We start from the raw sequence: 24466 nt of genomic DNA, 5'->3' as shown, positions 1-24466 counted from the left end.
TAGTTTGCGATATACAACATTGGCGAATCAATCCTTTGCGGATAACCCTTCGTGTGCGCATCGTGGTCGCACGCATCGATGGTTGATTCTCCGTATGGTCAGATTGGAGGGACGTGGCTTATGGATGACTTCATCGGCAGACACCGAGAGCTGGATATGCTTCAGCGCAGATACGATTCTGGACGCTTTGAATGCGTTATCGTATATGGCCGCCGCAGAGTCGGAAAGACGACGTTGATCCGGCGATTCGTGCAGGGTAAGCCCTGTGTGTTTTTCTCGGCGATCGAATCAAGTGCTCAGCGCAATCTCGAAGTGCTCAGCGCAAGTATTGCTCTGCTGCAGTCTGGAATGCAGGGTTTGTCATCGGATGCGGGTGCTACGGCAGCGGTACCGACATACCCTGTGTATCGTGATTTTGCATCGGCAATAGAGAGGATATTCCAACTCGCAAGCGATAAGCGGATAGTATTCGTCATTGACGAATACCCGTATCTTGCCGCCGCCGACCCCTCGGTGTCATCGGTGCTCCAGCATGCCATCGATCGGCATCAGTACGATTCGAAGCTGGATATCGTGCTCTGCGGGTCGAGCATGTCCTTCATGGAAAAGCAAGTGTTGGGATATAAGAGCCCGTTGTATGGGAGGCGTACCGCGCAGATCAAGGTCGAACCGTTCACCTACCGTGAGGTGCTTGATTATTTCCTGGGCATGCCGGAGGAACAAGCCGCGGTGGTGTACGGCATCACCAATGGCATCCCGCAGTATTGCCGTCAATGGGATCCGAAGAAGAACGTAGAGGATAACATCCGAGACAACGTCATCGATCCTGACTGCTATCTGTTCGAAGAGACGACGAATATCCTCAAGCAGGAGATGCGCAATCCTGCGGAATACAACAACATCATCCAGGCGATTGCCTCCGGTGCGTCGAAGCTCAACGAGATCGCGACCGGCACACATATGCCGTCCGGAATGCTGGTGAGATATCTGACCAATCTGATGGAGCTGGGGATAGTCGTCAAAGAACGTCCGTTTGGAGAAAAGGCCGCGAGAAAGACATTGTACCATGTGGGAGATTCGTTCTTCCGCTTCTGGTATGGCTTGGTCGCGCCTTGTATGGTGTTGATTCAATCCGGCCGTGAGGATATTGCCGTGCGGCGGATTATGCAGCAGTTGCCGACGTTCATGGGACCGGTGTATGAAACCATGTGCAAACAATGGCTGTTGCAGCATAACGGCGAGTCATTGCCGTTCATCTTGTCTGAAATTGGACATTGGTGGGGCGCTGACCCGAGGACCAGACGTCAGGAGGAGATTGACATTGTCGCTTCCGACGGGAAAGACAAGGCGCTGTATGCAGAATGCAAGTGGCGCAATGAGCCGGTCGGTGTTGCAGAGCTGACATTGCTGCGGCAACGTTCGCAACTGTTGCGGCATAGTGACAAGTATTATGCGCTGTTTTCGAAGAGCGGATTCACCGAAGAACTCGAACGAGTTGCTGGTGATGATCCGCATGTCATGCTGGTGTCGTTCCAGCAGATGTGCAGGTGAATGAGCGGGTGCCCGTGTGTGGCGGGACTGCTCTGAGTGCGTGTGTATCTGTGGATTCGGGTGTGGTCCGGATTCCGGCTGCTGGCTTCTGGGAGATGCGCGGGTGTCTGCCGGTTCCTGGGTGACGCATCTTGCAGCGTGGCAACGCTGCCTTGCGCCCCAACGGATCAAATTAGTAGCACACGATATACTAGCTTACGATATACTAGTTTGCGATATACCAATTTGTTGGTTGGAGACGCGATAACGGGAAACGTCGTAAGGGTGATTAATTGCCGCCGTGCGGTCGCGGAACGGTGTGGATTTTTCCGGTGAAGTTGGTGGATACAACCTGCCAGACTGTGACGCTTGCCATCTGCTGGGCGGTGAACGGCACGTGATCCATGCCGGCTTGCTTGCTCATCAGGGCTTGCATGGCTGTGATTTTCTCATCCAGATTCGTTATCACCGATGCTGTACCCGTACCGACAATCGAGCGGAAGGACGCTGACCAGTTGCATGGTGTGCGGCCTTCGTGCACCTGATGGTCGCAGTCAAGTTCAAAAGCGACCGGGAGTTCGTTGCCGGCGGCGTTGATGGCGTCGATTTTGCGTCCCTCGTGCGCTGAATGCAGGAAGATGCGCAGCTCGCCGAAATCCGGCGGCAATGGCGTGCCGTCCGCCGACATGTTGACCGGAAGATCGTCTTCGGGGTGTGCAAACCGCGCGAGGCTGAAATCATAGCCAAAATTCATCGGCACGATGGTCAAGCCTTCGGTATCCTGATAGGCGATACGCACGACCTCGCACGCGTCGAGAATATCCTTGATTTGCTGCGGGGAGCGTACTTCGCGATCGGCTCGGCGCATCGGACGATGCACTCCGGGGGTCGTTGAGGCGTGCACATGTGGCGCGCGGCGCAGTGAGCCGGATGGCGGTAGCGAAACCTTTGCGACTACGGCCGTTGCGGGTGTCGGCAGCGAGACTGGTGTGTGCTGCGGAAGTTCGGAAGCGGTATCGGTCATGGTGTCCTCGGTGGTGTGGCGGGTAATGTGGCGTGATGGCACGTCGGAGAAACAACTTTCTATATCATACTATAGAAAGTTGCGGATTTTTACGACTTTCTATAGTATACTATAGAAAGTTGCAGTCGCGGATGTGTCCACTGCCAAAGCTCTGCCAATGGACGGTATCAAGCGTCTCTGTCGTGGCCTGAAAGGATGGTGAAATCGTTGATGTCCCAATCGTCATTGAAGCCTCGTCCGAGATACCAGCGGATGCTGGCCGAGGCGCGTGACAACGGTTTGATCAAAGTCGTGACGGGCATGCGCCGCAGCGGCAAGTCATCGCTTATGGCGCTCGGTCGCGACGATTTGCTCGCCCAGGGTGTTCCTGCAGACCGCATCGTATTCTTGAATCTTGAATCATTCGAATTTGTCGACTACGATTTCCGCCAGTTGTATCACGAGGTTGAGCGTGCTGTCCGCGGTAAAGGGCACTGCTATGTATTTCTTGATGAGGTGCAGCTGATTGGGCAATGGCAAAAAGCGGTGAACGCCATGAGGGTCGATTTGGACATCGATCTTGTCATCACGGGGTCAAATGCGCATATGCTGTCCAGCGAACTGTCGACGTTATTGTCAGGCAGATTCATGGAGATTAGGGTATTCCCCCTGTCGTACCGTGAATTCCTCGAATATGCGGAACTTGAATCTTCTGACGCCAGCTTTGAACGATTCTGCAGATTCGGCGCGTTGCCGCCGGTGGTTGACCAAGGTGATAATCCCGCGCTGGCCCGCACGGTGCTTGCCGGTATCTACAACACGGTTGTCGTGCGCGATGTGGCGTCTCATATGGAAATCCGCAATTCCGCGGTGTTTGATGATGTGGCACGGTATGTTTTCGACACCGCTGGGTCGCCGGTGTCGATTGCGAAGATTGAGAAGCGTCTTGCCTCGGCGCACAGGAAAACGACGGCGGTCACCATTGAACGGTATATCAAGGGAATGGAGGAAGCTTATCTGTTGAACAGGATTCCTCGTGTTGACGCGCATGGGGGAAGGATTTTGCAAGGCTTGTCGAAATGCTACCCGTCTGATACGGGTATCGGTGGTGTGCTGCTCGGGGGCAAGCCATACGATTTTGGCTTTGTGCTTGAGAACGTGGTGTGCAATGAGCTGCTCGCTGCCGGGTATCATGTGCGTGTCGGACGGACCGACCGATTGGAAATCGACTTTGTCGCATGGCGTGATGATGTGTCAGGGGAATCTGATGTGGCAGGTGACGGGTTGTCGTCGGCGCAGGCTGATTCGCGCTCTGGTTCCGGATACGGTGTGCTTGGGGCGCGTCCGATCATGATTCAGGTGACGGCCAGCATACTTGATGCTTCGACGCGGAAACGGGAGCTTGAACCTCTGCGTGCCGTGCGGGACGTGTCTGCGCGGCGGATGGTGATTACCTTGAATCATATGGGGCTGGAAACGGTTGACGGGATTGAGATAGTGAATGCGCTGGATTGGCTCAACTCGTTGCCATCCGGAAGGTGATGCGCTATACGCGCGATGATGCTGTGTGCGACGGCGGTGAGGACTGCTTCGCACGGATGTCCCGGTGCCTGAGGTAGGGTGGCTGGGCAACCTAGGGGAGCTGCGGCGGGGCCGTGGCTGAGAGTGCGCAAGGCGCAGACCCTGTGAACCTGTCCGGGCAATACCGGCGAAGGAAAGGAACAGCCATGACGGCATCATCGTCTGCTCATTCGAATCATGGTTCTGAAGCGGCAATCGCATCACACGTCGCCCAAACCGGTGCATCCGATGCATCTGGTGAAACGTCTGGATCCGCGGCAAAGCATGTCCCGCTCGCACCGGCGAGTACGAGCGGTGATTACGCGTTTCTCGGTGCGACGCCCGGCAGTGTGGCTGACGTGTTCTACATGTCGGCGGCCGAGGATTGGCGGGCGGCGATTAATTCGCGGTTTGTCAACGAACTGTTGGATGACACGTTGCCGGACAGTGTGCTCATCAGCTATCTGATTCAGGATTTCACGTTCTTCACACAGCCGACGCTGGAACGGTTGACCGCGCAGGCACCGACGCAGGAGATTCGTGACATGCTCAACCGGCAGGCGGAGTTCTTTGCCGACCAGGAGAAACCGTATTTTCTGCGGTTCCTCGAGGAATATGGGGTTGATGAGCAGCGGCAGGCGAGTGTGCCGCAGAGCCCGGCAAACCGCGAGTATTGCGCGTATCTCGACCGGATTGCCGCGACCGGCAGTTTCGCCCAGCTGCTGTGCCTGATGTGCGCGATGGAATGGCTGTACTTGGCGTGGGCCAAGCGCACGGTGGATGCGGGTGTCGTTCAGCAGGTGCCGGCGCATCGCGGTTGGGTGGAGCTACATGAGGGTGAATTGTTCCGCCGCTGGGTAGGCAATCTTATAGCGCTTGTCAACCAGTACGCGAGCCCCGACGGCCCGGAAGCCGACGTATTCCCCGAAGTCGCACGGCTTGAGCGCGCGTTCTTCGAGGATTCGTATGCGTATGGGGTGGGTGAGTGACGTTTCGCTTGCCGTGCGGAGACGCATGTTGAGTGTTTCGGGACTTACGAGATAGCGGACAACTGGGCGTACCATCCGACAACGCTGTTCCAAGGCCGGTATCTTGTGTATTTGAGGTATCGCAAACGTGCATCTCGGCTATCTGTAGTACCTGCCGGGACATATCTTCATTATGAGGGTTCATCGTTGCCTGAATCGTAAGTATGGACTGTGGAATTCCAACAGTTCCAACTCTGATATCAGATAACGATGAACCCGCGTAAGTGAGATGACTTCTGGCATGTACTACAGATAACCCGGATACGGGTACGAGCTTCAACTCGAGCTTGGCTTCAAACCCGAGACATCGCCGTTACTCAACTTGCTCGTCGGTGAGATGCCGCAGCAGATCCGGCGGGACCGGATGGGTCAGTCGCAGATTGGAAACAACCACGCGCTGCTGAATCTCTTTGCCGTTTTTGTCTACGCCACGATTGGTTTCCTCGTGCGAATCCTCGATCGCCGCCGCACGACCGACATAGTAGTACGTCGTTTCCTTGGTTTCGACCTTCCTGCGGATGAACACCGGCACGAAGTGCGACTCCTGCCATGGTTTGCCGTCGGTTGTGCGCATCCATTTGAATTCCGGTGATTCCAGTGAACGATTGTTCTTGCTGAACCACTCGATGTTCTGATCATCGACGAACCGATCCTGATATTGGCTGGATTCGTACTTGATGAAGATCGGCATGGTACCGGTGGGCTCGTCATAACGGTAACCGCCCACGTTCTGCGGTATTTGCTCGTCTGCCCAGCCGCACATTCGCATCACGTCGAACAGTGAATACTTTTCGTCGACGATGAACCCGTGATCGAGCACAGCGGACAGCGGCATGCCCTGTTTGCTTGCGGTGGCGCGGGTCTCATCATACCGTCCGACACATTGTGCCAGTCCTGCCTGCACGGTGTCCGCAAAGAACCGGCGGAATGTCGCGTTTTCTTGCAAGGAGGCCCGAAGCTGGGACGACAAACGTGCCTCACCATCCCCGGATAGTTCAATCATCGGCACGCCGCCGAAACGTTCCCGGTTCGCGCTGGTGAAATACGAATAGTCGAGTACCCGCAACGCAGATTCGCATTGCGTGATATCGCCGTTGCAATCAGGGAACAGACTGGTGACCAAATGCTGCAAAGTTGGGACATCCAAGGCATCCACGCTACCGGCCTGCAGGAGTATGTCGGCATGGTCGCCAACCATATCCCGTACGGCGTACGGCATCTCGATTCCGGCGAGCGCTGCCAACGCCACCAGCTCGTGTGGCCGCAAGCCGCGTAGCTGCGTATCGGTCAACATGGTCAGCATCCCATCTTCGATTGAGGTTGTTACTTCGAGCCGGAATCGTGTATCTGGATCATCGTTCTTGGTGTTGAGACTGCGTTCGCGTGAACGGACGAAAGCCAGATAGTTCTTCGATTTGTTGGCCATGGTGTACACGAGTGATGTGTCGCGTGCCGTGATGTCCATGAGCATTGGGATCCGGTTGAGTTCGCGGCGCAGTTCCCGGTATTGTTCGCTGAGTTTTCTCATGTCGGACAGGTCTGCATGATCGATCGCGTCAAGCACGCGCTTTCGGGCGATAGGGTCAAAACTGATCGAGCATAAGCCTGGTGCTTGGTTGCCTAGGTTCTTGCGTACGCGGTCGCGGTCGCCGCTATTGCCGTATAAGGCGATCGGGATGAGATAGTTGTTGGCGTAATTGCCGATGAAATCCACAACGACGACTGATGATTTTCCCGGATATTTGCGTAGGCCTCGGCCGAGCTGCTGAGTGAATATGATGCTGGATTGTGTTTGCCGTAGCATCACGATCTGGTTGGTAGCAGGAATATCGATGCCTTCATTGAACAGATCAACGGTGAAAATGTAATCAAGTTCGCCGTCTTGCAACGCTTGTTCCACCTGTTCGCGCTCTTTCGGCTTGCTGGCTCCTGTCAGACATGCGGTCCGGTATGGGCGTTCCGCCTGTTCGTTGATGATGTGGGTGAATTTCTCCGCGAGGATCTCGGTTTCCTCGACCCGGCTGCAGAATACGATCCCTTTGACCGGTTCGCCTGCCTGCCCGTAAATACGTAGCTTGTCGATGACGTAGTTGACTCGGTTATCGGCGGTCAATTCGTTGACCCACTTGCGTAGTGCCGCTCGATCCTTGTCGTTCGTGTGTTCCATACTCACACCGGTGTCGGGCAGTCCTTGCGCAGTCTCGGTGATGAACTCGCTGACGCCGTAGTAGTGGAATGGGCAGAGCATATCCTCTGCAAGTGCCTGCTGGAGGCGGATTTCATAGGCGATGTTGTTGCCGAACAGGTCGAAGATGTTCCCGCTGTCGTTGCGTTCCGGGGTTGCTGTCATGCCGAGCAGGAATTTCGGTGTGAAATGGTCGATGATGCGCTTGTACGTTTCGGCGGCGGCATGATGCGCCTCATCGATGAGGATATAGTCGAATGCATCCGTCGGGAAGGTTTCAAGCACAGACTGTTGGGCCATGGTCTGCACGGTGGAGAACACGTACTTTCGATCAGCGCCGGCTTTGTCGGTGCCGGTATACAGACCGAGTTCATCATCCGGACAACCCAGCACGCGCTGGTATGATTCCATCGCTTTGGTGAGGATTTCCTGACGGTGCACCAGGTACAGCATCCGCTTGGGATGACATTGTTTCACGTCAAACGCTGACAAGTAGGTCTTACCGGTACCGGTCGCGGAAATCACAATCGCGCGGGTTTCGCCCTGCGCTCGCAGATGGCGGAGACTGGCCAGCGCTTCGCATTGCATCGCGTTCGGTTCGACCGACTTGCCTGTTGAATCCTGCCCTGGCAATCTGCGTGAGGGCGCAAGCGGCGGGGCGTTGTGCTCGAATTCCTTCTCGTACGCTTCGATCCACGCGTCGTCAAGCGGCACGGATTGTTCTCGCTGCAGTTCGATTTCCTGGCTGAGCTCTTGCGCGAACCGGCCATCCTGTAAGGAAGGGACACGAAGATTCCACTCGCGGTTGTTTCTTAAGGCATTCTCGGTCAGGTTCGAGCTGCCGATATACACGGTGTACGCGTCTTGGCCGTTCACGGTATGGCGGAACACATAGCCTTTGGGGTGGTAATTGTTACGAGACGGATCGGGGTTGGGGCGCCCGCCAGTATCGGGACGTTCCCAAACGCGTACGTCGATGCCTGCTGTTTGCTGGAGTTCGTTAAGCTCGCGGAATGCTTGCGGCGAATTGAAATAGTTGTAGGTCGAGGTGATGATGCTGCCGGCGTGGTCATGATTGTGATCGTGAAAATTCAGAAAATGCTGTTTGAGCGTCTGGATCACCGATTGTGTGACGAAAGCAACGGACATGGAGAAGCCGTTGCTGTTGTCCAGCTCGTGGATCAGCGCATCCTCCATGGTTCTGCCGCCTTGGTTGGCGATCAGCTGGGGAACATATCGTTCGTCTGCGCGGGTGTCTGCGGTGATGAATCCTGAACGCAGCGATCCGGCGATAAGCCCTTGTGTGATATCGGCGATAATGCTGGAATCTGTGGGCTCAGTGGAGAGACTGCCGGACATATTCGGCATTGGCGTGGTAGTCATGATTGCATGGCCTCCGAGAAATCGGAGACTACACAGACGGTAGACGGCATGCCCTCCAACAATTTGACGGCTTCCCTGTCGGCAGGCGCCCAGTCAAGCTCGTGCAGATGATTGGGAGAAAGCCAGCGGACTTCCTGATGCTCAGTCAGATGTGGCTCGCCTCCCACGAGGTGACACAGGAATGTCGTCAGCTCGACAGTGCCGAAATCATACGGGTATCGCGTGGTGCACAGTTCACTGCCGACTATGATCTCGCATTGCAGTTCTTCTTCGATTTCGCGGTGGAGTGCCTGCTGTGGGGTTTCATGCGCTTCGATTTTGCCTCCGGGGAATTCCCAGTACCCGGCCAGCGATTTGCCGCTGCCACGTTGCGCACACAGTACGGTGTCGTTGCGCATGATAGCTGCGCCAACGACCCGGATCAGCCGTTGCTGAAGTTCCTGCGGTGTTGGCTGGGGTGCCTGCCGCGTTGTAGGTTCGCTGGTGTGCACGCTGCGCTCCCTCCCATAATGATCACAGTCAGGGCCCAGGATACAACGGTTAGCGATCAAGCGGTGCGCGTGTCCCCACGCATGTCGGCGGCAGTCATCGCAGCCACCCCACTTCACTCACACGGATACCGCAGTCCCCAGCGTTCGCGGATCTGGTCGAGCAGCCGCATCATCCTCAGGGTGTCGGCGTGCGGCATGTCCGGGCATTCGATCGATCCGGAGGCGATGGCGCTGGCGCAAGCGGCGACCTCATACTCGTAGCCGGTCAGTTGCTTGGGCACAGGGATGCTGCGAATCAGCGCATGATCCTTGCCGTACACGTCAATGCGCTCGACATTGTTCACGTTGCGGCACATGAGATAACCGTCAGTGCCCCAAATCGCCCCATCGCGGTCGGACACGGCGAGCAGCGAGCAGGTGCTCACAGCCATCACGCCGTCATCATAGAACAAGGTTGTCGTACTTTGCGCGTCCACACCCGTGGTGTATGGGGTCATTGCGGTTTCCAGCCGGGCGATTCGCCGACCATGCGCGGCATCGTTCCCGGCTGTGGCAGTGGTGTCGCCGTCGGTACCCGTATCGGCCGGGCCGATAGCCATATCAATGAAATTCAGCGGGTATACGCCGACATCAAGCAACGCGCCGCCCGCGAGCTTCGGGTCGACAATCCGCTGCTTGTGCGTGGTCGGATAGCTCAGGTTCGCACTGATCGCACACACATCGCCGATTGTGCCGTCTTCGACAAGCCCACGGATCAACGCGCGTGACGGCATGTAGCGTGTCCAAATCGCTTCAGCGCACAGTGTTCCGGTTCGTCGGGACGCGTCAATCACGCGTCGAGCCTGCTCGGCATTCACCGTGAACGCCTTCTCCACCAGCACATGCTTGCCGGCTTCCATACATGCGATCGCTTGCTCGGCGTGCAGCGAATGCGGGGTCGCGATATACACGAGATCGACGTGCGGGTCGTCCAGCATCTGCGCGTATGACCCGTATGCCACCGGGATGCCGTACTGTTCGGCGAATTCCTCTGCGCGTGTCTTGTCGCGTGACGCAATGGCGTAAGGCCTGGCATACGCGCGGTATGTCGGATCCTGTGCCATGAGATTGAGCGTGGTCGCCATTTTCTGCGCGATTCTCCCTGCGCCGAGAATCGCCACGTTGACCGGATGCTCGAGCGCTGTGTACGGCATCGTTGCCGTTGATGGCATCCCTGATGTGATGGCTGTGGTGCTGTCTGTCATCAATGCTCCTATGGTTCCGATGGTCTGGTTGTTCCATCAACATTACGAGCCACACCTGAATGCGCGATGGGACGGCGTGGCTGCTGCGAATGCTCGGGGACGGGGAATTGGGGTTTGGTGGGTTGTGTATGTGGTGGCATGCGTAGCTGGCTGTTTGCGGGTTGTATTGGGGTGGAGCGGGTGGATTGTGATGGGTTGCGTGTGTCTGGGGATGCGTGGTGTGTCGTTTCTGGTTGTGGTTGGGGGTTGGGAGTGGGGATTCGGCGGGTTGCGTATGAGGTGGCATACAGAGTGCGGTGTTCCCGGCAGCAGTCAGCCCAGTCGGCCCATCATGATGGAGTGCAACGTGCCGGCAGCGGTCACATTGTGTGAGGATTGACTCACAAAGTGGGTGGTTGGGTGGTTGGGATTGGCTGGTTTGGTGGTTTGGATGCTGGTTGTGTGAGGATTGGCTCACAATGTGGGTGGTTGGGTGTGCTGGATTTCGTCGTTTGGGCTTGTCTGATGCTGGTTGTGTGAGGGTTGGCTCACATAGTGGGTGGTTGAGCGGTGGGTGTTGATGACTTTGGTTGGTCTGTGTCTGGTTGTGTGAGGATTGGCTCACAATGTGGGTGGTGGGGTGTGCTGGATTCCGCTGTTTGGGCTTGTCTGATGATGGTTGTGTGAGGGTTGGCTCACAAAGCGGGTGGTTGAGTAGTGGGTGTTGTGTCGGTGGCGGTCGGGTTAGGTTGGGTTGTGTGAGGATTGACTCACAATCTGGGGGTTGGATTGGGTGTAGGTGTGGTGGTTCGGGTTGTCTGTGCCCGGTTGTGTGAGGGTTGGCTCACACTACGACGGGGTTGCCGGTGTTGGCGCGAGCTGCATCGGGCAGTCAGGCGCTGGTTCCACCGTCCGTGCCTGCTGCTCGAGCGCGGTGTCTGATAGTGAGGCATAGATAACGGCGATAGCGTGCAAGGCGTTTCCGCGACGCAATCATGGTTGCATACCATAGGGCACACAATCCGGCTTGCCCGTGATGGGAGTCCCGCCGCAGGCGATCGTGATTGCATACCGTACATCACAGGGCGGCAAACCTGGCAAACCGGGCGAACCGGGTATTCTCGGCGACAGCAGCGTGAGAGGAATGAAAGCGATGACACAAGCAACAGCGGCAAAGACGACCGCGTCCGCTCAGACAACCACGTCGACTCCGGCAAACATCGCACTTGCAATAGATGCCGCAACCGCAACAGCTACCGTAGCCGACCCCGCAGCGACTGTGCCCGTCATGCCCGCATCCGATGCATCCGCCGCACCCGTGTCCGCGTCCGCCGCTCCGGTCGCAACCGTGCCTGCTGCATCCACTCCTGCCACAACCGTGCCTGCGTTCGCCGCACCCGCATCCACTGTGCCTGCCGTGACTGTGCCCGCGTCCGCCGCGCACGCCACGACCATCCCAACCGCACTCGCACCCGCGACAACCGCAACGGCGCAAGACATCACAGCGAATATCGCCGATCGAGTACGCGGCATTCCCGCGAATCCGTTCGCCGCAGCCAACGCGCGGGTAGCCGATTATCGGGCGGCAGGCCATGACATCATCGACTTGAGTCAGGGCAATCCCGATGGAAAACCCCCACAGTTCATGATCGACGCGCTCGCTGAAGCAGCCCAAGACCCAGCAGACTTCAAATACCCGGCGTTCAGCGGAAAACCGGCGTTTCTCAAGGCGGCAGCGGGTTGGTACCGGCGTGAATTCGGCGTGATCCTCGACCCGGCAACCCAACTGCTGGCCACTGCGGGCGCATCCGTGGGCATCAGCGTCGTCATCCAGACCTTGGTTAACGCGGGCGATCTGGTGGTGCTCGTCGGCCCGTACTACCCGCAGTACGAAGGCTCGACGGCAGTCGTACAAGGTCGGATCTACACGATTGCGACAAGCCCCGAGCGCGGCTTTCTGCCGGATCTCGACGCCGTTCCACAGGAAATCTGGGATCAAGCGAAACTGCTGATTCTTAACTATCCGAACAATCCGACCGGAGCCGTGGCGACCCCGGGACTGTTCGAGACGGCGGTGCGCATCGGCAAAGAACATCACGTGGTGATCGTCAACGATTTCGCCTACGCCGGTATCGGCTACGATGCCCAGCCGCCGATCAGTTTGCTGAGCACGCCCGGTGCGCTTGACGTGTCGCTGGAATTGTGCTCGCTGTCGAAAATGTACATGATCGCCGGCTGGCGCGGCGGATTCGTGGCGGGCAACGCGCAACTCATGACGGCAGTGAAATCCGTGCACGCGCAAACCAGCCTGTTGGTGTCTTCGATTGTGCAGGATGCCGGTGCGGCAGGTTTGAATAGCGATCAGTCGACGGTCCGTGCGCTCGCCAATCGCTACCATCGCCGGTATCTCGCGTTGCGTGACGGGCTCGCCGAAGCGGGGCTGCACCTGACCGATTCGCACGGCGGCCTGTTTGCGTGGATGCCCGTCCCCAATGGCGATGATCAGGCATTCGCCCGGTGGTTGATCGACAAGGCGGGCGTGGCGGTTATCCCTGGCTCGGATTTTGGCCCGACCGGCGCCGGGTACGTGCGGTTCAGCTTGCTCATGCCTGAGGAGACGCTGGCTCAGGCGGCGCATCGCATCCGGGACGCGCGTGGTGACGCGTGGTGACACGGTGACGGTTCGTGCGGGTCGGTGGCGTTTGACACATCCGGTCAAGGCTGACGATTCCGTGTCGTCGTTATGACATAGCTCATCGGTCGCATCCATGCCGCGGTCAGGATGCCATGGGGCATCGGCGCGATACCGGGATGGACGGCCGATGGGCGTGACCAGCTGCTGACACTCGGCGGCAGCCGTAGACGGTACGGCAGTATGACCGCGTGCGCGCTGGAGAGCGCCGTGATTGTTCCGCAGTGTTGCAGGCGATGTCCTATATGTTTTTCCTCGGCGATGAAACACCCCCTCCTTTTTCGCGCGTTACCGTTACAATGACTTTCGGCTCGCGGATATGAGCGAGGGATGAGAGAGCCCTCGAGCGCGAGCACATGCGCGAATGATTATGGAGAGACTGTGGATCTTGGATTGCAATTCTCAGGTATGAATGCTGCTGGCATGGACACCACCGGTATGAACGCGCCGATTCCCGGCATGCCGACCGCAGGTCGCGTGACAGCCGCCGTACCTGGCACACCCGCAAGTGACAATGTGATGTTGCGCCCGTTGGCGGATCGTATGCGTCCCAAACATCTTGACGATGTCATCGGTCAAGATCAGGTGCTCGCCCCTGGAGCCCCTTTGCGTCTGATGGCTTCCCCGACAACCATGCAATCTGTAGTCGTGCCTGGCGCCGCCTTGCTGTATGGCCCTCCGGGAACAGGAAAGACCACGATCGCGCATCTGATCGCAGAGGAATCGCACAAGCGGTTCATTGAATTGTCCGCCGTCAATGCGCGTGTCGAAGAGTTGCGCAATTCACTGTCCGCCGCCGAGCGTCTCAAGCGCCGCGGCGAAGAGACCGTACTGTTCATCGACGAGATTCACCGGTATTCGCGTGAAGAGCAGGATATTCTGCTGCCTGCGGTGGAAAAGCGGCTGGTCACCTTCGTCGCCGCAACCACGGAAGCGCCGTCCAGCACGCTTGCCCCGGCATTGCTCAGCCGATGCATTATCGTTCATCTGCATCAGCTCAGTGTCGACGGCCTCAATCAAATCGTGGACAGGGCGGTCGCTTCGCCGGACGGTCTTGCCGGTTCGGTCACGCTGGATCCGGAGGCGCGCAAGCTGATTGTGCTCAGCAGCGGCGGTGACGCGCGTCATGCGCTCACCACGCTTGAGGCGGCGGCTTCCCGCGCTGCAAGTCAGGTGGCGCCGGGGGAGATCGCGGTCGTCACGTCTGATGATGTGCGCAGCGTTATCGACAACATCCCTTCCTACAGTGTCGACGACCATTACGATATGGCCAGTGCGCTCGTCAAATCCATGCGCGGCTCGAATCCGGACGCCGCTGTGTATTGGGCGACACGCATGCTCGATGCAGGCGAGGACCCGATGTTCATCGCCCGTCGTGTCGTGGTTTCCGCGGCCCAAGACGTTGGGCTCGCCCAGCCGCAGGTACTGCAGACCGCCGTGGCTGCCGCCCAAGCGGTCGAACTGGTCGGCATGCCGGACGCCCGCGTGCCGCTGATGGAAGCGATTATTCAAATCGCCGTCTCGCCGAAGTCCGACGCCATTTTGAATGCGGCGAATGCTGCCCGCAAAGATATTCAGGACGGCAAACTCGGCATCGTGCCGTTGCACTTGCGCAACCCCACGGATGCGGATCATCGTGCCGCCGGCAATGGTATGGGTTATATCAATCCGTTGGAACATGGCGGATTCGTGGCCCAGCAGTATCTGCCGATGGGCATTGAGGACGCCGAATACTATAAGCCGAGGAATTCGGGTGTGGAAGCGAAGATCGGCCCTTGGCTCGAGCAGTATCGTGCTGCGATGCGCAATGCGAGCGGCCCCGCCGACGAAGGGGAGACCGGCACCGCGGAGGCGGATGCGATTAACTGATTAGCCGCTGCAGTCGTGATTGGCTGATCCGCGGGTGGTGAGGGAGCCAGCCGCGGATCAGCAGCCCACCATCACACACAGCCCACACGCGTGTTTACATCGCATGCAGGGCGGTCATGGATGCCCGTAATGCCTGCGCGATACGTTGGATATCCGCGTTGTGCAGCGGCTCGCGGAACGAAAAACGCAATGCCGATTTCGCTTCCGTCTCGCTCATGCCCATAGCCAGCAGCGTGCCGGGGGCTTCATGCCGCCCGATCGCGCATGCCGAGCCTGAAGACACTTCAATGCCGCGCGCATCAAGATCAACAAGCAGCGCCTCGCCGTTGACATTCGGGAACGTGAACGAGGCATGACCAGGCAGGCGGTTGACCGGATCGCCGGTAAGGTTCGTGCCCGGCACCGCATTGCATACGGCGCTGATCAGTGCGTCACGCGACGAGACGAGGCTCCTGTTGCGCTCTGCCATGCCCGTGCACGCCTGATGCAGTGCCACCGCGAGCGCGACCGCCCCGGCGACATTCTGCGTTCCGGAGCGCAAACCGTGTTCCTGCCCGCCGCCGCTGAGCATCGGTTCGATGGCTACACGGCTGCGAGCCAGCAAGGCGCCCAAGCCTTTCGGTGCGCCGAATTTATGGCCGGAGACAGCCAGCGTATCGGCGTCAAGTGCCCGGAAATCCACGGGAATCGTGCCGGCTGCCTGCACGGCATCCACATGGACCGGCACGCCGGCGGCATGGCAGATGCGCACCGCCCTGCTGACCGGTTCAATGGTGCCCACCTCGTTATTCGCCATCATGATGCATGCCAAGGTCGCCCCGCGGGCCGCCTCTCGCGCGAGCGTATCAAGATCGATATGGGCTTGCGCGTCAACCGGAATGCTGACCACGTCGAAGTCAAAAAAATCATGCAACCATTGTGCCGACTGCGCGATGGCAGGATGCTCCACCGCTGAGATGAGAATCCGATGGGCGGGGTAGTGCGCGGGCAAGGGCACGGATGACGGCATTGATGAGGTTCTTGCAGTCCGTTCCCGCCTGATCTGAGCGAGCGCTATGCCTTTGACGGCAAGGTTATCCGCCTCGGTGCCGCCCGAGGTGAAAATCACGTCGCCCGCGTGCGCGCCCAAATCAGCGGCGAACGATGCACGTGCGGCATCAAGGGCGCGGGCGGCTGTTTTGCCGCTCGCATGAACGCTTGACGGATTACCGTATCCTTCGGTCAGGAACGGGATCATCGCTTCAATCACGCTGCTGGGCACCGCGTCGGATGCGGCGGCGTCCAGATACAACTCGTCGTCCGGCTCGCTCATGCCCAGTCCAATCCAAGGTCGATGGCACGCACGGAATGGGTGAGCGCGCCGACCGAAATCACATCCACGCCGGTCGAAGCGACGTCCGGGACACGTTCCAAGGTCATGGTGCCGGAAGCCTCCACGATGGCCCGACCTGCGATCATGGCGACGCCGGTGCGCGTGTCTTCAAGCGAGAAGTTGTCCAACATGATGGTGTCCGCCCCGCCTTCGAGCGCCGCCGGAATCTGTTCAAGCCGGTCGACTTCCACTTCGATATGCGTGGTGTGGCCGACCTGGTCGCGCACGTGTTTGATTCCGGAGGCAAGATCAAGTCCTGCGGCTTGCATGGCGGCAATATGATTGTCTTTGATCATCACCGCGTCGGACAGCCCATACCGGTGGTTGCGTCCGCCCCCGCACACGACCGCATACTTGTCGAAGGGTCTGAGCCCGGGCACGGTTTTGCGCGTGTCCGCGATATGGGCGTGCGAGTCGGGCGCCGCATTCACCGCGTCGACGAAAGCGCGGGTCATGGTTGCGATACCGCTCATGCGCTGGGTGAAGTTCAGGGCGACACGTTCAGCGGTCAGCATGCCGCGGGCGTTGCCGTGAATGGTGGCGAGTGTATCGCCTGCGGTGAAGCGATTGCCATCCTTGATATGCATGGTGACTTGGATGCTGGGATCGACTTCATGGAAGGCGGCGGTGAACACGTCTGCGCCGCTGAATACCCCGTTTTCGCGGGCACGCAGCACGGCGGTCGCCGTTTCGTCGGCGGGAATCGTCGTTGCGGCGGTGATGTCCCCGGTCGGCGCGTCTTCCATCAGCGCGCGACGGATCGCGTCTTCAATAACCAGACGGGTGAGCATTGCGGTTCTCCATTCTTGCACACGTGTGCAACTGTTCTCGTGGGTGGGCGCCGGTCGTATCAGCCGCGGATGAACGGCCGCGAGCAGGCTTGGACGCTGTCGGTGTCCGGGAAATCGGTGCGGGCGTGAGCGCCGCGCGATTCGGTGCGTTCCAAGGCGGCGGTGGCGGCGACCAGTCCGATGGTGGCGAGATTGTGGTTTTCCAGTTCGGTCACCACGTCCGACAGGTCGTCGGATGCGGTTGCATCGGTGTTGGCTGCCGGAGTCCCTGCCGTGGCGGTTCTGGTCAGAGCGGCTTGCGCCTGTGTCTGTGCTTGCTCGACGAGTTCGGTAAGGCGGGTCTGGGCTGTGCGCAGACCTTCGGCATTGCGCAGCACGCCGACACTGCGCCACATGGTCTGTTCGATCGTCGCACGCAAATCGGCCGGTGTGATGCCGGTACCGGTTCGTGTATCGACGTTCGGCATCGTCAGCGGTTGCGGTTCGGTGATGTCGCGGGTTTGTGCGTTCGCCGCGCTGCCCAGCAGCGGTTGAGGATGCCAGACGGTGTCGTCGTTGTCTCGCAATGCGGCAAGAGCTGCACGGCGACCGTAAGCCAATCCTTCGAGCAGCGAGTTTGAAGCCAGACGGTTCGCGCCTTGCACGCCTGTTCTGGCGCATTCGCCTGCCGCGTACAATCCGCGGATACTGGTGCGCGCCCACAGGTCAGTGCGGATGCCGCCCATCCAGTAGTGGGCTGCCGGGGTGACGGGAATGGGTTCGCGGCTCCAATCAAAGCCCATGGAACGGGTATAGGCATCGATGGTGGGGAAGCGGTGCTTGAGGAATTCCGCGAGCCCGGCCTGATCCAAGCCCATCTTCCGTCCGATCGCCGTGGCGTCCAACAGCACCGGACGCCCGTCCTGGGCCATCATCTGGCGGAAGTTCTCGCGTGCGACCACATCGCGCGGCGCAAGTTCGGCACGCGGGTCGATTGCAGTCATATAACGTTCGCCGCGTTCATTGAGCAGGATCGCCCCCTCGCCGCGTACCGCTTCGGAAATCAGGAAATGCTCGCCCACGCCGAGTGCGGTGGGATGGAACTGGTAGAACTCGAGGTCGGCGACTTGGGCGCCGGCCCGCCAGGCTGCGGCCAATCCGTCACCGGTGGCGACTTGCGGGTTTGTGGTGTACGGGTAGAGGCGTCCTGCCCCGCCGGTTGCGAGAATCACCCGGTCGGCGGGCAGCGTGCGTTGTTCGCCGGTGGTGGTGTCAAGCAGACGGACGCCGCGAATCTTGCGGGTGACGCCAGCGGTCTGCGCTTCGGCGGTTGCAGCGATCGGCTCGGTCAGCAAATCCACGACAAAAGCATGTTCGATGATGTGAATGTTCGGTGTGTTGCGTGCGATTGCGCTGACATCAAGCTCCACGATTTTGCCGGTAGCGTCCCCGCCCGCATGTACGACGCGGCTACGGCTGTGCGCGGCTTCCAATCCGCGCAGCAGCGTACCGTCCTTGTGCTTGTCGAATCGCACTCCGGCATCAATAAGCCGTTGCACCTGTTCGGCGCCTTCTCGGGTGAGGATATCCACGGCTTTCGGCTCGCACAGTCCTGCGCCGGCGGCGAGGGTGTCCTGGGTGTGCAGTTTCGGGTCGTCGTCGGGGAAGATCGCTGCTGCGATGCCGCCTTGCGCGTGGTATGTGTTCGATTCGACCAGATCGGTTTTCGTGATGAGCACCACGTCTTGGCCGGGCAGCCCGGCATCCGGGTCGCCGTTCGCGACAGCGAGCGCGGCGCTCAGCCCGGCGATGCCTGCGCCGATGACGGCGATGGTCGGATTGCCGGGTGCGCTGGAATCCTGACGGTTTCGCGGTGTGTCGGTGTGATATTGGGTGGTTGAGGTCATCTTTGCCTACGATTCCTGTAATCCGTGTCGTTTCAGGCATGGCGTTGCCAAACCCGTAGGGCGGGTGGCATGGCGGGTGTGGCCATACCGCGGGCCCTACCGGATGGCTTGAACTGTGAAAAACGGTCGGAGCGTGCGGTGCCGTGCGTCACGGGTGGACGCGCAGCATGCGGTCGAGCGCGATTTTCGCTTCGCTCGCGGTCTGCGGATCCACGACGATTTTGTTGACGACCTTGCCATCCACCAGGTTCTCCAACGCCCACGCGAGGTATGCAGGGTGGATGCGGTACATCGTGGAGCACGGGCAGACGACCGGGTCCAGGCAGAATACGGTTTTGTCGGGGTGCTGGGCGGCGAGCCGGTTGACGAGGTTGATTTCGGTGCCCACGGCGATGGCGCTGCCGGCGGGCGCATTCTCGATTTCCTTGACGATATAGGCGGTTGAACCGGTGCCGTCAGCAGCGTTGACCACATCCATCGAGCACTCCGGGTGAACAATGACTTTGACACCTGGATACGCTTTGCGGGCGCGTTCGATCTGTTCGACGGTGAAGCGCTGGTGCACGGAGCAGAAGCCCTTCCACAGGATCATTTTCGCGTTCGCGTACTGCTCAGGCGTGGCTCCGCCGTTCGCCTTGTACGGATCCCACAGCGGCATCTGGTCAAGGCTCATGCCCATGGTGAGTGCGGTGTTGCGGCCCAAGTGCTGGTCGGGGAAGAACAGCACGCGTTTGCCGCGTTCGAACGCCCATTCAAGCACTGCGCGCGCGTTGGAACTCGTGCACACGATGCCGCCGTTGCGGCCGCAGAAGGCCTTGAGCGCCGCCGAGGAGTTCATGTACGTGACCGGGATGATCTGCTGTTTGCCGTCGGCATCCGGCGTGCTGCCGCAGATGTCGGTCAACTGTTCCCAGCAGTCGGTCACCTGGTCGATGTTGGCCATGTCGGCCATCGAGCATCCTGCGGACATATTCGGCAGGATCACGTTCTGGCGTGGGGTCGAGAGGATGTCCGCGGTTTCTGCCATGAAGTGCACGCCGCAGAAGACGATGTTGTCGGCTTCCGGACGAGTCGCCGCGTTTTTGGACAGCTGGAACGAATCGCCCACGTAATCGGCGTGGACGATGATCTCGTCGCGCTGGTAGAAGTGGCCGAGAATCAGCAGTTTGCTGCCGAGCTTGTGTTTCGCGTCGATGATGCGCTCTTGAAGCTCCTCATCGCTCGCCTCGGTGTACTCTTTGCCGAGTGGCTGCTGGCGCGGGGCGTTGCGGGGGATCAGATCCAGCGCGCTGGCGCCCGGTCCGTACGAGGGTTTGGTGGTGTCAAATGCCCACGGGTCTTTGGTCAGGCCGGCGTCGCATGTGCGGGTTGCGCCGAGCCGTTCGATAATCGCGTCTACGGATGTCATGGTGTTCCTTTCGATGGTGTCGTGGGCGGATTGTTCTCTGTACCGCTCGCGACGAAACGGGTTGATTGGGATTGGCGTGGGATTGCCTGCGCTGCCGGTGGTGTCACTGGCCGCTTGCCGCGCTTTGGGGTGTGGTGCCGGCAATGACGATGGTGCCGGGCTTGCCGGGACTCCCGGATTTGCCGGTTCCCGTGTGCGCGACATACCGGTACAGGCTGGCCGGACGGTGCGCGCCGCGGGCGAGTTTTTCGCCGGTCGGCTCGACCATGCCGGTCGACAGCATCCGTCGGCGGAAATTCGGTGCGTCGAGTTTGCGGCCGTAAATGGCTTCATACACGTTGCGCAGTTGGCTGAGCGTGAATTCGCTGCCGACCAGACGGGTTGCGATATCCGAGTATTCGATTTTGTTGCGCACACGGGTGAGTGCGTATTCGATGATGTCCTTGTGGTCGAATGCCAGCGGCGGCAGCTGATTTACAGGGAACCATCGCACGTTTTGGGCTTCGCGGAAATCCTTCGCCTCGGTTTCGCCGATCAATGCCCAGTAGACGATGGAAACCATCGGCAGGCCGCCGTGTGAGCGGCTCGGGTCGCCGAAGGTATACAGCTGCTCGAGGTATTGCGGGTGCAGGCTGGTGGTGGAGCGCAACGCTTTTTCCGCGGCGAATTCAAGTGATCGACCGCTTTGCAGGTCGCCGCCGGGCAGCGCCCAATCGCCGAGGAAAGGCTGTCGGACCCGGCGTACCAGCGGGATGCGGAGCGTCGGAACGGTATCGCCGTTGTGAGTCCGGCTTGTGGTGCGGCCAACGCCATTGCCGGTTTCGGTGGTGCTGGCGGCATAGAGGGAATCGGTGACGGCGGATGCGGTGCCGGTTGTCGAAGGGTCGTTTGTGCGGCCGTCCAAATCGGAGGGGCCGAGCGCGAGAATGACGACGGATACGCCGATATTCGGCGGTTCTTTGGCGCGCTCGCTGACGTTCGCTGACATGTGCATCGCTGCTCCTTTCCCTGGTTGGTTGCCGGTTTCGTTGGTTGCCATCACCATACGACTTATGGTCAACATGACTATAAGGGGGTGTGGCGTTTGCATGGTGCCGCCGTTCTGTATGACGCGATATGACAATAAGTCATAATGACCATAAGTCGGGTGCGGCAGCGAATCAGACTGATCGAACATGGCCCAGGGCATAATGGGCGATACCACGCGAGACATATATCCAGACAGGCGGCAAGGACATGCAAGCAGCAGCAGACACAGCCGATCGCAATCAGCAGACCGACGGGCGGCAGACGCGCGCGGCATCCGTGGCACACGGCACGCGCAACCCCGATCGCCGCACAAGCCGACGGCATACCGCGTCCCACGGCCGATCGCGCCAAGAACGTTACGAACGAGGTACCAGAAGCTATACGATGTCGCATATTCGCGGCAAGGACACCACCATCGAAGTGCTCGTGCGCAGCTACCTGTTTGCCCGCGGATTGCGCTTTCGCAAAAACGACAAGCGCTATCCCGGCCACCCCGATGTGGTCCTGCCCAAATGGCATACCATCGTGTTCATCAACGGCTGCTTCTGGCATGCCCACAGCAATTGCAGCGCCTTTTCACGCCCCAAATCCAACGTCGAATTCTGGTCGGCGAAACTCTTACGCAACACTGAACGCGACGAACGGCAGCACGCCCAACTGGTCGCCGCCGGCTGGCACGTGATTGTGGTGTGGGAATGCGAACTGGCGAAACCGGTACGCGAAGCGCGGCTGGCCAAACTGTACGACCAGATCACAGCAATGCCTGGTACAGAGCCCGGTGTCATCGACGATACGATTCCTGCCAAGTCACGCAACAACCAGCCCACGGCGGAACCGGACGACACGATGCAACCCCGATAAGCGCCGTGGCGCGCCCCGATTTGTCGCATTGCGCCGATAGAACCGAACCATGCAGGAAAACTCAGCACAGCAAGCCGTCGGGGCTCAGCCGGCACACACGCTGCCGGCATTGTCCAAGCGCGCCTTGGAATCCAATCCTTTCAGGGCAATGGCCATCGGCGAGGAAGCCGACCGGATGATCGCCCAAGGTATCGATGTCGTCAAACTCAGCCTCGGAGAGCCGGATTTCGGTGCTCCGCAAGCGGTTCGCGATGCCATGCGCGAACAGTGCGACGGCCGCCCGCTGCCGTATACTGCGGCGCTCGGTATCCCCGAACTGCGCGAGGCGATCGCACGATTCTATGAGCAACGCCACCACGTCCGGCTTGATCCCACACGTGTGGTCATCACCGAAGGCGGTTCCGCCGCCCTCCTGCTTGCGTTGGCTTTGACCGTCAACGACGGCGATGACGTGATATGCGCCGACCCGTCGTACCCATGCAATCGGGAACTGGTACGCACATTCGGCGGCAACATCATCGACGTGCCGACCAGCGCCGCCACACGTTTCCATCTCAACGCCGGCCTGCTCGATGCGTATTGGACCCCGCGCACCCGTGCGGTCATGGTCACCTCGCCGTCGAACCCCGCCGGCACAAGCATCGCCTTCGACGCGCTCACAGGGGTATGTGATACCGCCCGCAAGCGGCATGCTTGGCGGATTGTGGATGAAACCTACCTTGATCTGGCGGATGCGGAACCCGATGGCAGCGATGTGCGCAGCGTCCTGTCTGCGGACCCGGATGCCATCGTGGTCAGTAGTTTCTCGAAATACTGGGGGATGACCGGCTGGCGTCTGGGGTGGGCGGTGCTTCCCGAGGCGATATTGCACGAGGCAGACAATCTCGCCACGAATTACTTCCTGTGTGCGCACACCCCGACCCAGCACGCCGCTCTTGCCTGTTTCACACCGCAGACGCTTGATGAGTGCGAACGCCGTCGGCAGGAGCTGCTGGTGCGTCGCGGCTTGGCGCTTGATGGGCTCGCCGGCATCGGTTTGCCGGTCGAAGTCGAACCGAACGGCGCGTTCTACGCGTATTTCAACGTGTCGTCCACGGGACTTGACGCATGGACGTTCTGCGAGCGCGCGTTGCGTGAGGCGCATGTCGCTTTGACGCCGGGCGCTGATTTTGGCCCGGCGACGGCGCACACCCACGTGCGGTTGTCGTATGCGGCCTCTCGAGAGGCGATTGTCGAGGGGATTGCGCGCGTCGGCCGGTTCCTCAACACGTTATGATGAGACGGGGTGTCCGCTGCTAGCGCCGGAAAGCACGCTGATTCACTGACCGGCTGACTGGCTGACTTGCGGAGCTTGCTGAGGCGTCGCCGATTCACGGTCGATGTGCAGGTCTGCGACGAACGGGTATCCGCTCCCCGTCATATCCCCGTGTGTCCTCGCCGCCAAGGGCATGGCGAGGACACGACTGTTGAATGGGGCCCGTCTGGGGCGCCCGTCGGCCGTTCGTCGATGCGCCGACGCCGACGTCGGCGCAACTTACTTGGCGGGTTCGTTGATGACTTGCGCGTAGCGTCGCGCGGTGGCGGCAAGCGTATCGTCGTCGATACCTGCTCCGGCACCATACACTACGAACGGCGACAAATAGCGTGCCCCCACGTAATCGGCCATCGTTTCGAACGGTTTGAGCAGTTCGTCCATGGTCGCATGGTGCGATCCGTCATGCTGGTAATCCGCTTCGCCGCTACCGGCGGAGACAGCGAGCATGATTTCCTTGCCTTCGAACGCATGCCCGTTCGAACCATACGCCCAGCCGTATTCGAGCACTTTGTCCTCCCACAGCTTGAGCAGTGAAGGGGAGCTGTACCAGTAGAACGGGAATTGCAGAACGATTCTGTCGCTTTCCTCGATGAGACGCTGCTCGGCGGCGATGTCGATGCGCCCGTCGGCGTATTCGGCGTATTCGTCGCGGACCGTCACATCGTGCGCGGGATCGTTGAGTACGGCCTGCACGAGTTCCTTGTTGATGTGCGATGTTTCAAGATTCGGGTGGAATACCAATATCGCGGTTTTCATACCAACTTCCTTACCACATGGGACGATTGTGCCGGCTGCGTGGCGTGGGTCAGCGCCGATGCGCATATGGCCGCGAGCCGGTCG

Annotated in this window: 17 protein-coding genes and 1 riboswitch; of the genes, 7 read left to right on the top strand and 10 right to left on the bottom strand. The window is 59.6% G+C overall.

All coding sequences use genetic code 11. From position 1 onward, the window contains the following. Window positions 1–120 precede the first annotated feature (120 nt). Window positions 121–1551, top strand: a complete 1431-nt coding sequence (locus DSM100238_RS02450; RefSeq protein WP_152355139.1) for an ATP-binding protein — start codon at window positions 121–123, stop codon at window positions 1549–1551. A gap of 268 nt (window positions 1552–1819) precedes the next feature. Here the strand turns inward: DSM100238_RS02450 and DSM100238_RS02445 are convergent, their stop codons facing one another. Continuing rightward, window positions 1820–2398 carry a pyridoxamine 5'-phosphate oxidase family protein gene (locus DSM100238_RS02445; RefSeq protein WP_152355199.1) on the bottom strand — a complete coding sequence of 193 codons (579 nt, stop codon included), beginning with the start codon at window positions 2396–2398 and terminating at the stop codon, window positions 1820–1822. Between the two features lie 351 nt (window positions 2399–2749). Here DSM100238_RS02445 and DSM100238_RS02440 point away from each other — a divergent pair, with 351 nt between their 5' ends. Together DSM100238_RS02440 and DSM100238_RS02435 are read left to right on the top strand one after the other, a co-directional pair. Then, window positions 2750–4075, top strand: coding sequence for an ATP-binding protein (locus DSM100238_RS02440; RefSeq protein WP_240812300.1), 1326 nt, complete (start codon window positions 2750–2752; stop codon window positions 4073–4075). Window positions 4076–4158: 83 nt separating this feature from the next. Continuing rightward, window positions 4159–4267, top strand: a riboswitch (TPP riboswitch). Further along, window positions 4261–5082, top strand: coding sequence for a TenA family protein (locus DSM100238_RS02435; RefSeq protein WP_152355137.1), 822 nt, complete (start codon window positions 4261–4263; stop codon window positions 5080–5082). (Overlaps the previous riboswitch by 7 nt.) Window positions 5083–5434: 352 nt before the next feature. On the opposite strand, the gene DSM100238_RS02430 is transcribed toward DSM100238_RS02435, so the two are convergent. The 3 genes from DSM100238_RS02430 to DSM100238_RS02420 form a co-directional block, all read right to left on the bottom strand. Next, window positions 5435–8689, bottom strand: coding sequence for a DEAD/DEAH box helicase (locus DSM100238_RS02430; protein WP_240812299.1), 3255 nt, complete (start codon window positions 8687–8689; stop codon window positions 5435–5437). After that, entirely contained in the window at window positions 8686–9180 is a 495-nt protein-coding gene (locus tag DSM100238_RS02425; protein ID WP_152355136.1) for a (deoxy)nucleoside triphosphate pyrophosphohydrolase, read from the bottom strand. Before DSM100238_RS02425 ends, DSM100238_RS02430 begins: the two co-directional genes overlap by 4 nt. Window positions 9181–9293: 113 nt before the next feature. After that, complete coding sequence (locus DSM100238_RS02420; RefSeq protein ID WP_152355197.1) at window positions 9294–10391, bottom strand: Gfo/Idh/MocA family protein; 1098 nt, start codon at window positions 10389–10391, stop codon at window positions 9294–9296. Between the two features lie 1165 nt (window positions 10392–11556). Between DSM100238_RS02420 and DSM100238_RS02415 the strand changes: the two genes are divergently transcribed. After that, window positions 11557–13074, top strand: a complete 1518-nt coding sequence (locus tag DSM100238_RS02415; protein WP_240812298.1) for a pyridoxal phosphate-dependent aminotransferase — start codon at window positions 11557–11559, stop codon at window positions 13072–13074. 402 nt (window positions 13075–13476) lie between these two features. After that, a complete protein-coding gene (locus DSM100238_RS02410) occupies window positions 13477–14964 on the top strand; it encodes a replication-associated recombination protein A (protein ID WP_240812297.1) in 1488 nt (495 codons plus the stop codon). A 94-nt stretch (window positions 14965–15058) separates the two neighbouring features. Here the strand turns inward: DSM100238_RS02410 and DSM100238_RS02405 are convergent, their stop codons facing one another. From DSM100238_RS02405 to DSM100238_RS02385, 5 genes are all read right to left on the bottom strand, one after another. Further along, window positions 15059–16276 (bottom strand): cysteine desulfurase family protein, encoded by a 1218-nt coding sequence (locus DSM100238_RS02405; RefSeq protein ID WP_152355135.1) that lies wholly within the window; start codon window positions 16274–16276, stop codon window positions 15059–15061. Next, window positions 16273–17127 (bottom strand): carboxylating nicotinate-nucleotide diphosphorylase, encoded by an 855-nt coding sequence (gene nadC / locus DSM100238_RS02400; protein WP_152355134.1) that lies wholly within the window; start codon window positions 17125–17127, stop codon window positions 16273–16275. The genes DSM100238_RS02405 and nadC overlap by 4 nt, the downstream gene beginning before the upstream one ends. Window positions 17128–17186: 59 nt before the next feature. Further along, window positions 17187–19013, bottom strand: a complete 1827-nt coding sequence (gene nadB / locus DSM100238_RS02395) for an L-aspartate oxidase (protein ID WP_152355133.1) — start codon at window positions 19011–19013, stop codon at window positions 17187–17189. Between the two features lie 148 nt (window positions 19014–19161). Further along, window positions 19162–20421, bottom strand: coding sequence for a quinolinate synthase NadA (gene nadA / locus DSM100238_RS02390; RefSeq protein WP_152355132.1), 1260 nt, complete (start codon window positions 20419–20421; stop codon window positions 19162–19164). A gap of 103 nt (window positions 20422–20524) precedes the next feature. After that, entirely contained in the window at window positions 20525–21415 is an 891-nt protein-coding gene (locus tag DSM100238_RS02385; protein WP_152355131.1) for an NUDIX hydrolase, read from the bottom strand. Between the two features lie 419 nt (window positions 21416–21834). Here DSM100238_RS02385 and DSM100238_RS02380 point away from each other — a divergent pair, with 419 nt between their 5' ends. Both DSM100238_RS02380 and DSM100238_RS02375 read left to right on the top strand, forming a co-directional pair. Beyond that, the gene (locus DSM100238_RS02380) at window positions 21835–22311 is read left to right on the top strand and encodes a very short patch repair endonuclease (RefSeq protein WP_240812307.1); all 477 of its coding nucleotides are present in this window, start codon (window positions 21835–21837) and stop codon (window positions 22309–22311) included. Window positions 22312–22360: 49 nt separating this feature from the next. Continuing rightward, on the top strand, window positions 22361–23587 hold the full coding sequence (locus DSM100238_RS02375) for an aminotransferase class I/II-fold pyridoxal phosphate-dependent enzyme (protein WP_152355129.1): 1227 nt from the start codon (window positions 22361–22363) through the stop codon (window positions 23585–23587). A gap of 258 nt (window positions 23588–23845) precedes the next feature. Here the strand turns inward: DSM100238_RS02375 and DSM100238_RS02370 are convergent, their stop codons facing one another. Then, window positions 23846–24382, bottom strand: coding sequence for an NAD(P)H-dependent oxidoreductase (locus tag DSM100238_RS02370; RefSeq protein ID WP_152355128.1), 537 nt, complete (start codon window positions 24380–24382; stop codon window positions 23846–23848). Between the last annotated feature and the right edge of the window lie 84 nt (window positions 24383–24466).

This window comes from Bifidobacterium apri, assembly GCF_009299485.1.
GTDB lineage: Bacteria > Actinomycetota > Actinomycetes > Actinomycetales > Bifidobacteriaceae > Bifidobacterium > Bifidobacterium apri.
The sequence above is the reverse complement of the archived record's forward strand: the minus strand, read 5'-3'. Positions and strand labels throughout refer to the sequence as shown.

Coding starts and splice junctions, on each gene's coding strand:
- DSM100238_RS02375 (WP_152355129.1), top strand. CDS start 22,361: ATGCAGGAAAACTCAGCACAGCAAGCCGTCGGGGCTCAGCCGGCACAC.
- DSM100238_RS02430 (WP_240812299.1), bottom strand. CDS start 8,689: ATGACTACCACGCCAATGCCGAATATGTCCGGCAGTCTCTCCACTGAG.
- DSM100238_RS02405 (WP_152355135.1), bottom strand. CDS start 16,276: ATGAGCGAGCCGGACGACGAGTTGTATCTGGACGCCGCCGCATCCGAC.
- nadA (WP_152355132.1), bottom strand. CDS start 20,421: ATGACATCCGTAGACGCGATTATCGAACGGCTCGGCGCAACCCGCACA.
- DSM100238_RS02385 (WP_152355131.1), bottom strand. CDS start 21,415: ATGCACATGTCAGCGAACGTCAGCGAGCGCGCCAAAGAACCGCCGAAT.
- DSM100238_RS02440 (WP_240812300.1), top strand. CDS start 2,750: ATGGTGAAATCGTTGATGTCCCAATCGTCATTGAAGCCTCGTCCGAGA.
- DSM100238_RS02450 (WP_152355139.1), top strand. CDS start 121: ATGGATGACTTCATCGGCAGACACCGAGAGCTGGATATGCTTCAGCGC.
- DSM100238_RS02435 (WP_152355137.1), top strand. CDS start 4,261: ATGACGGCATCATCGTCTGCTCATTCGAATCATGGTTCTGAAGCGGCA.
- DSM100238_RS02415 (WP_240812298.1), top strand. CDS start 11,557: ATGACACAAGCAACAGCGGCAAAGACGACCGCGTCCGCTCAGACAACC.
- DSM100238_RS02420 (WP_152355197.1), bottom strand. CDS start 10,391: ATGCCATCAACGGCAACGATGCCGTACACAGCGCTCGAGCATCCGGTC.
- DSM100238_RS02380 (WP_240812307.1), top strand. CDS start 21,835: ATGTCGCATATTCGCGGCAAGGACACCACCATCGAAGTGCTCGTGCGC.
- nadC (WP_152355134.1), bottom strand. CDS start 17,127: ATGCTCACCCGTCTGGTTATTGAAGACGCGATCCGTCGCGCGCTGATG.
- DSM100238_RS02370 (WP_152355128.1), bottom strand. CDS start 24,382: ATGAAAACCGCGATATTGGTATTCCACCCGAATCTTGAAACATCGCAC.
- DSM100238_RS02445 (WP_152355199.1), bottom strand. CDS start 2,398: ATGCGCCGAGCCGATCGCGAAGTACGCTCCCCGCAGCAAATCAAGGAT.
- nadB (WP_152355133.1), bottom strand. CDS start 19,013: ATGACCTCAACCACCCAATATCACACCGACACACCGCGAAACCGTCAG.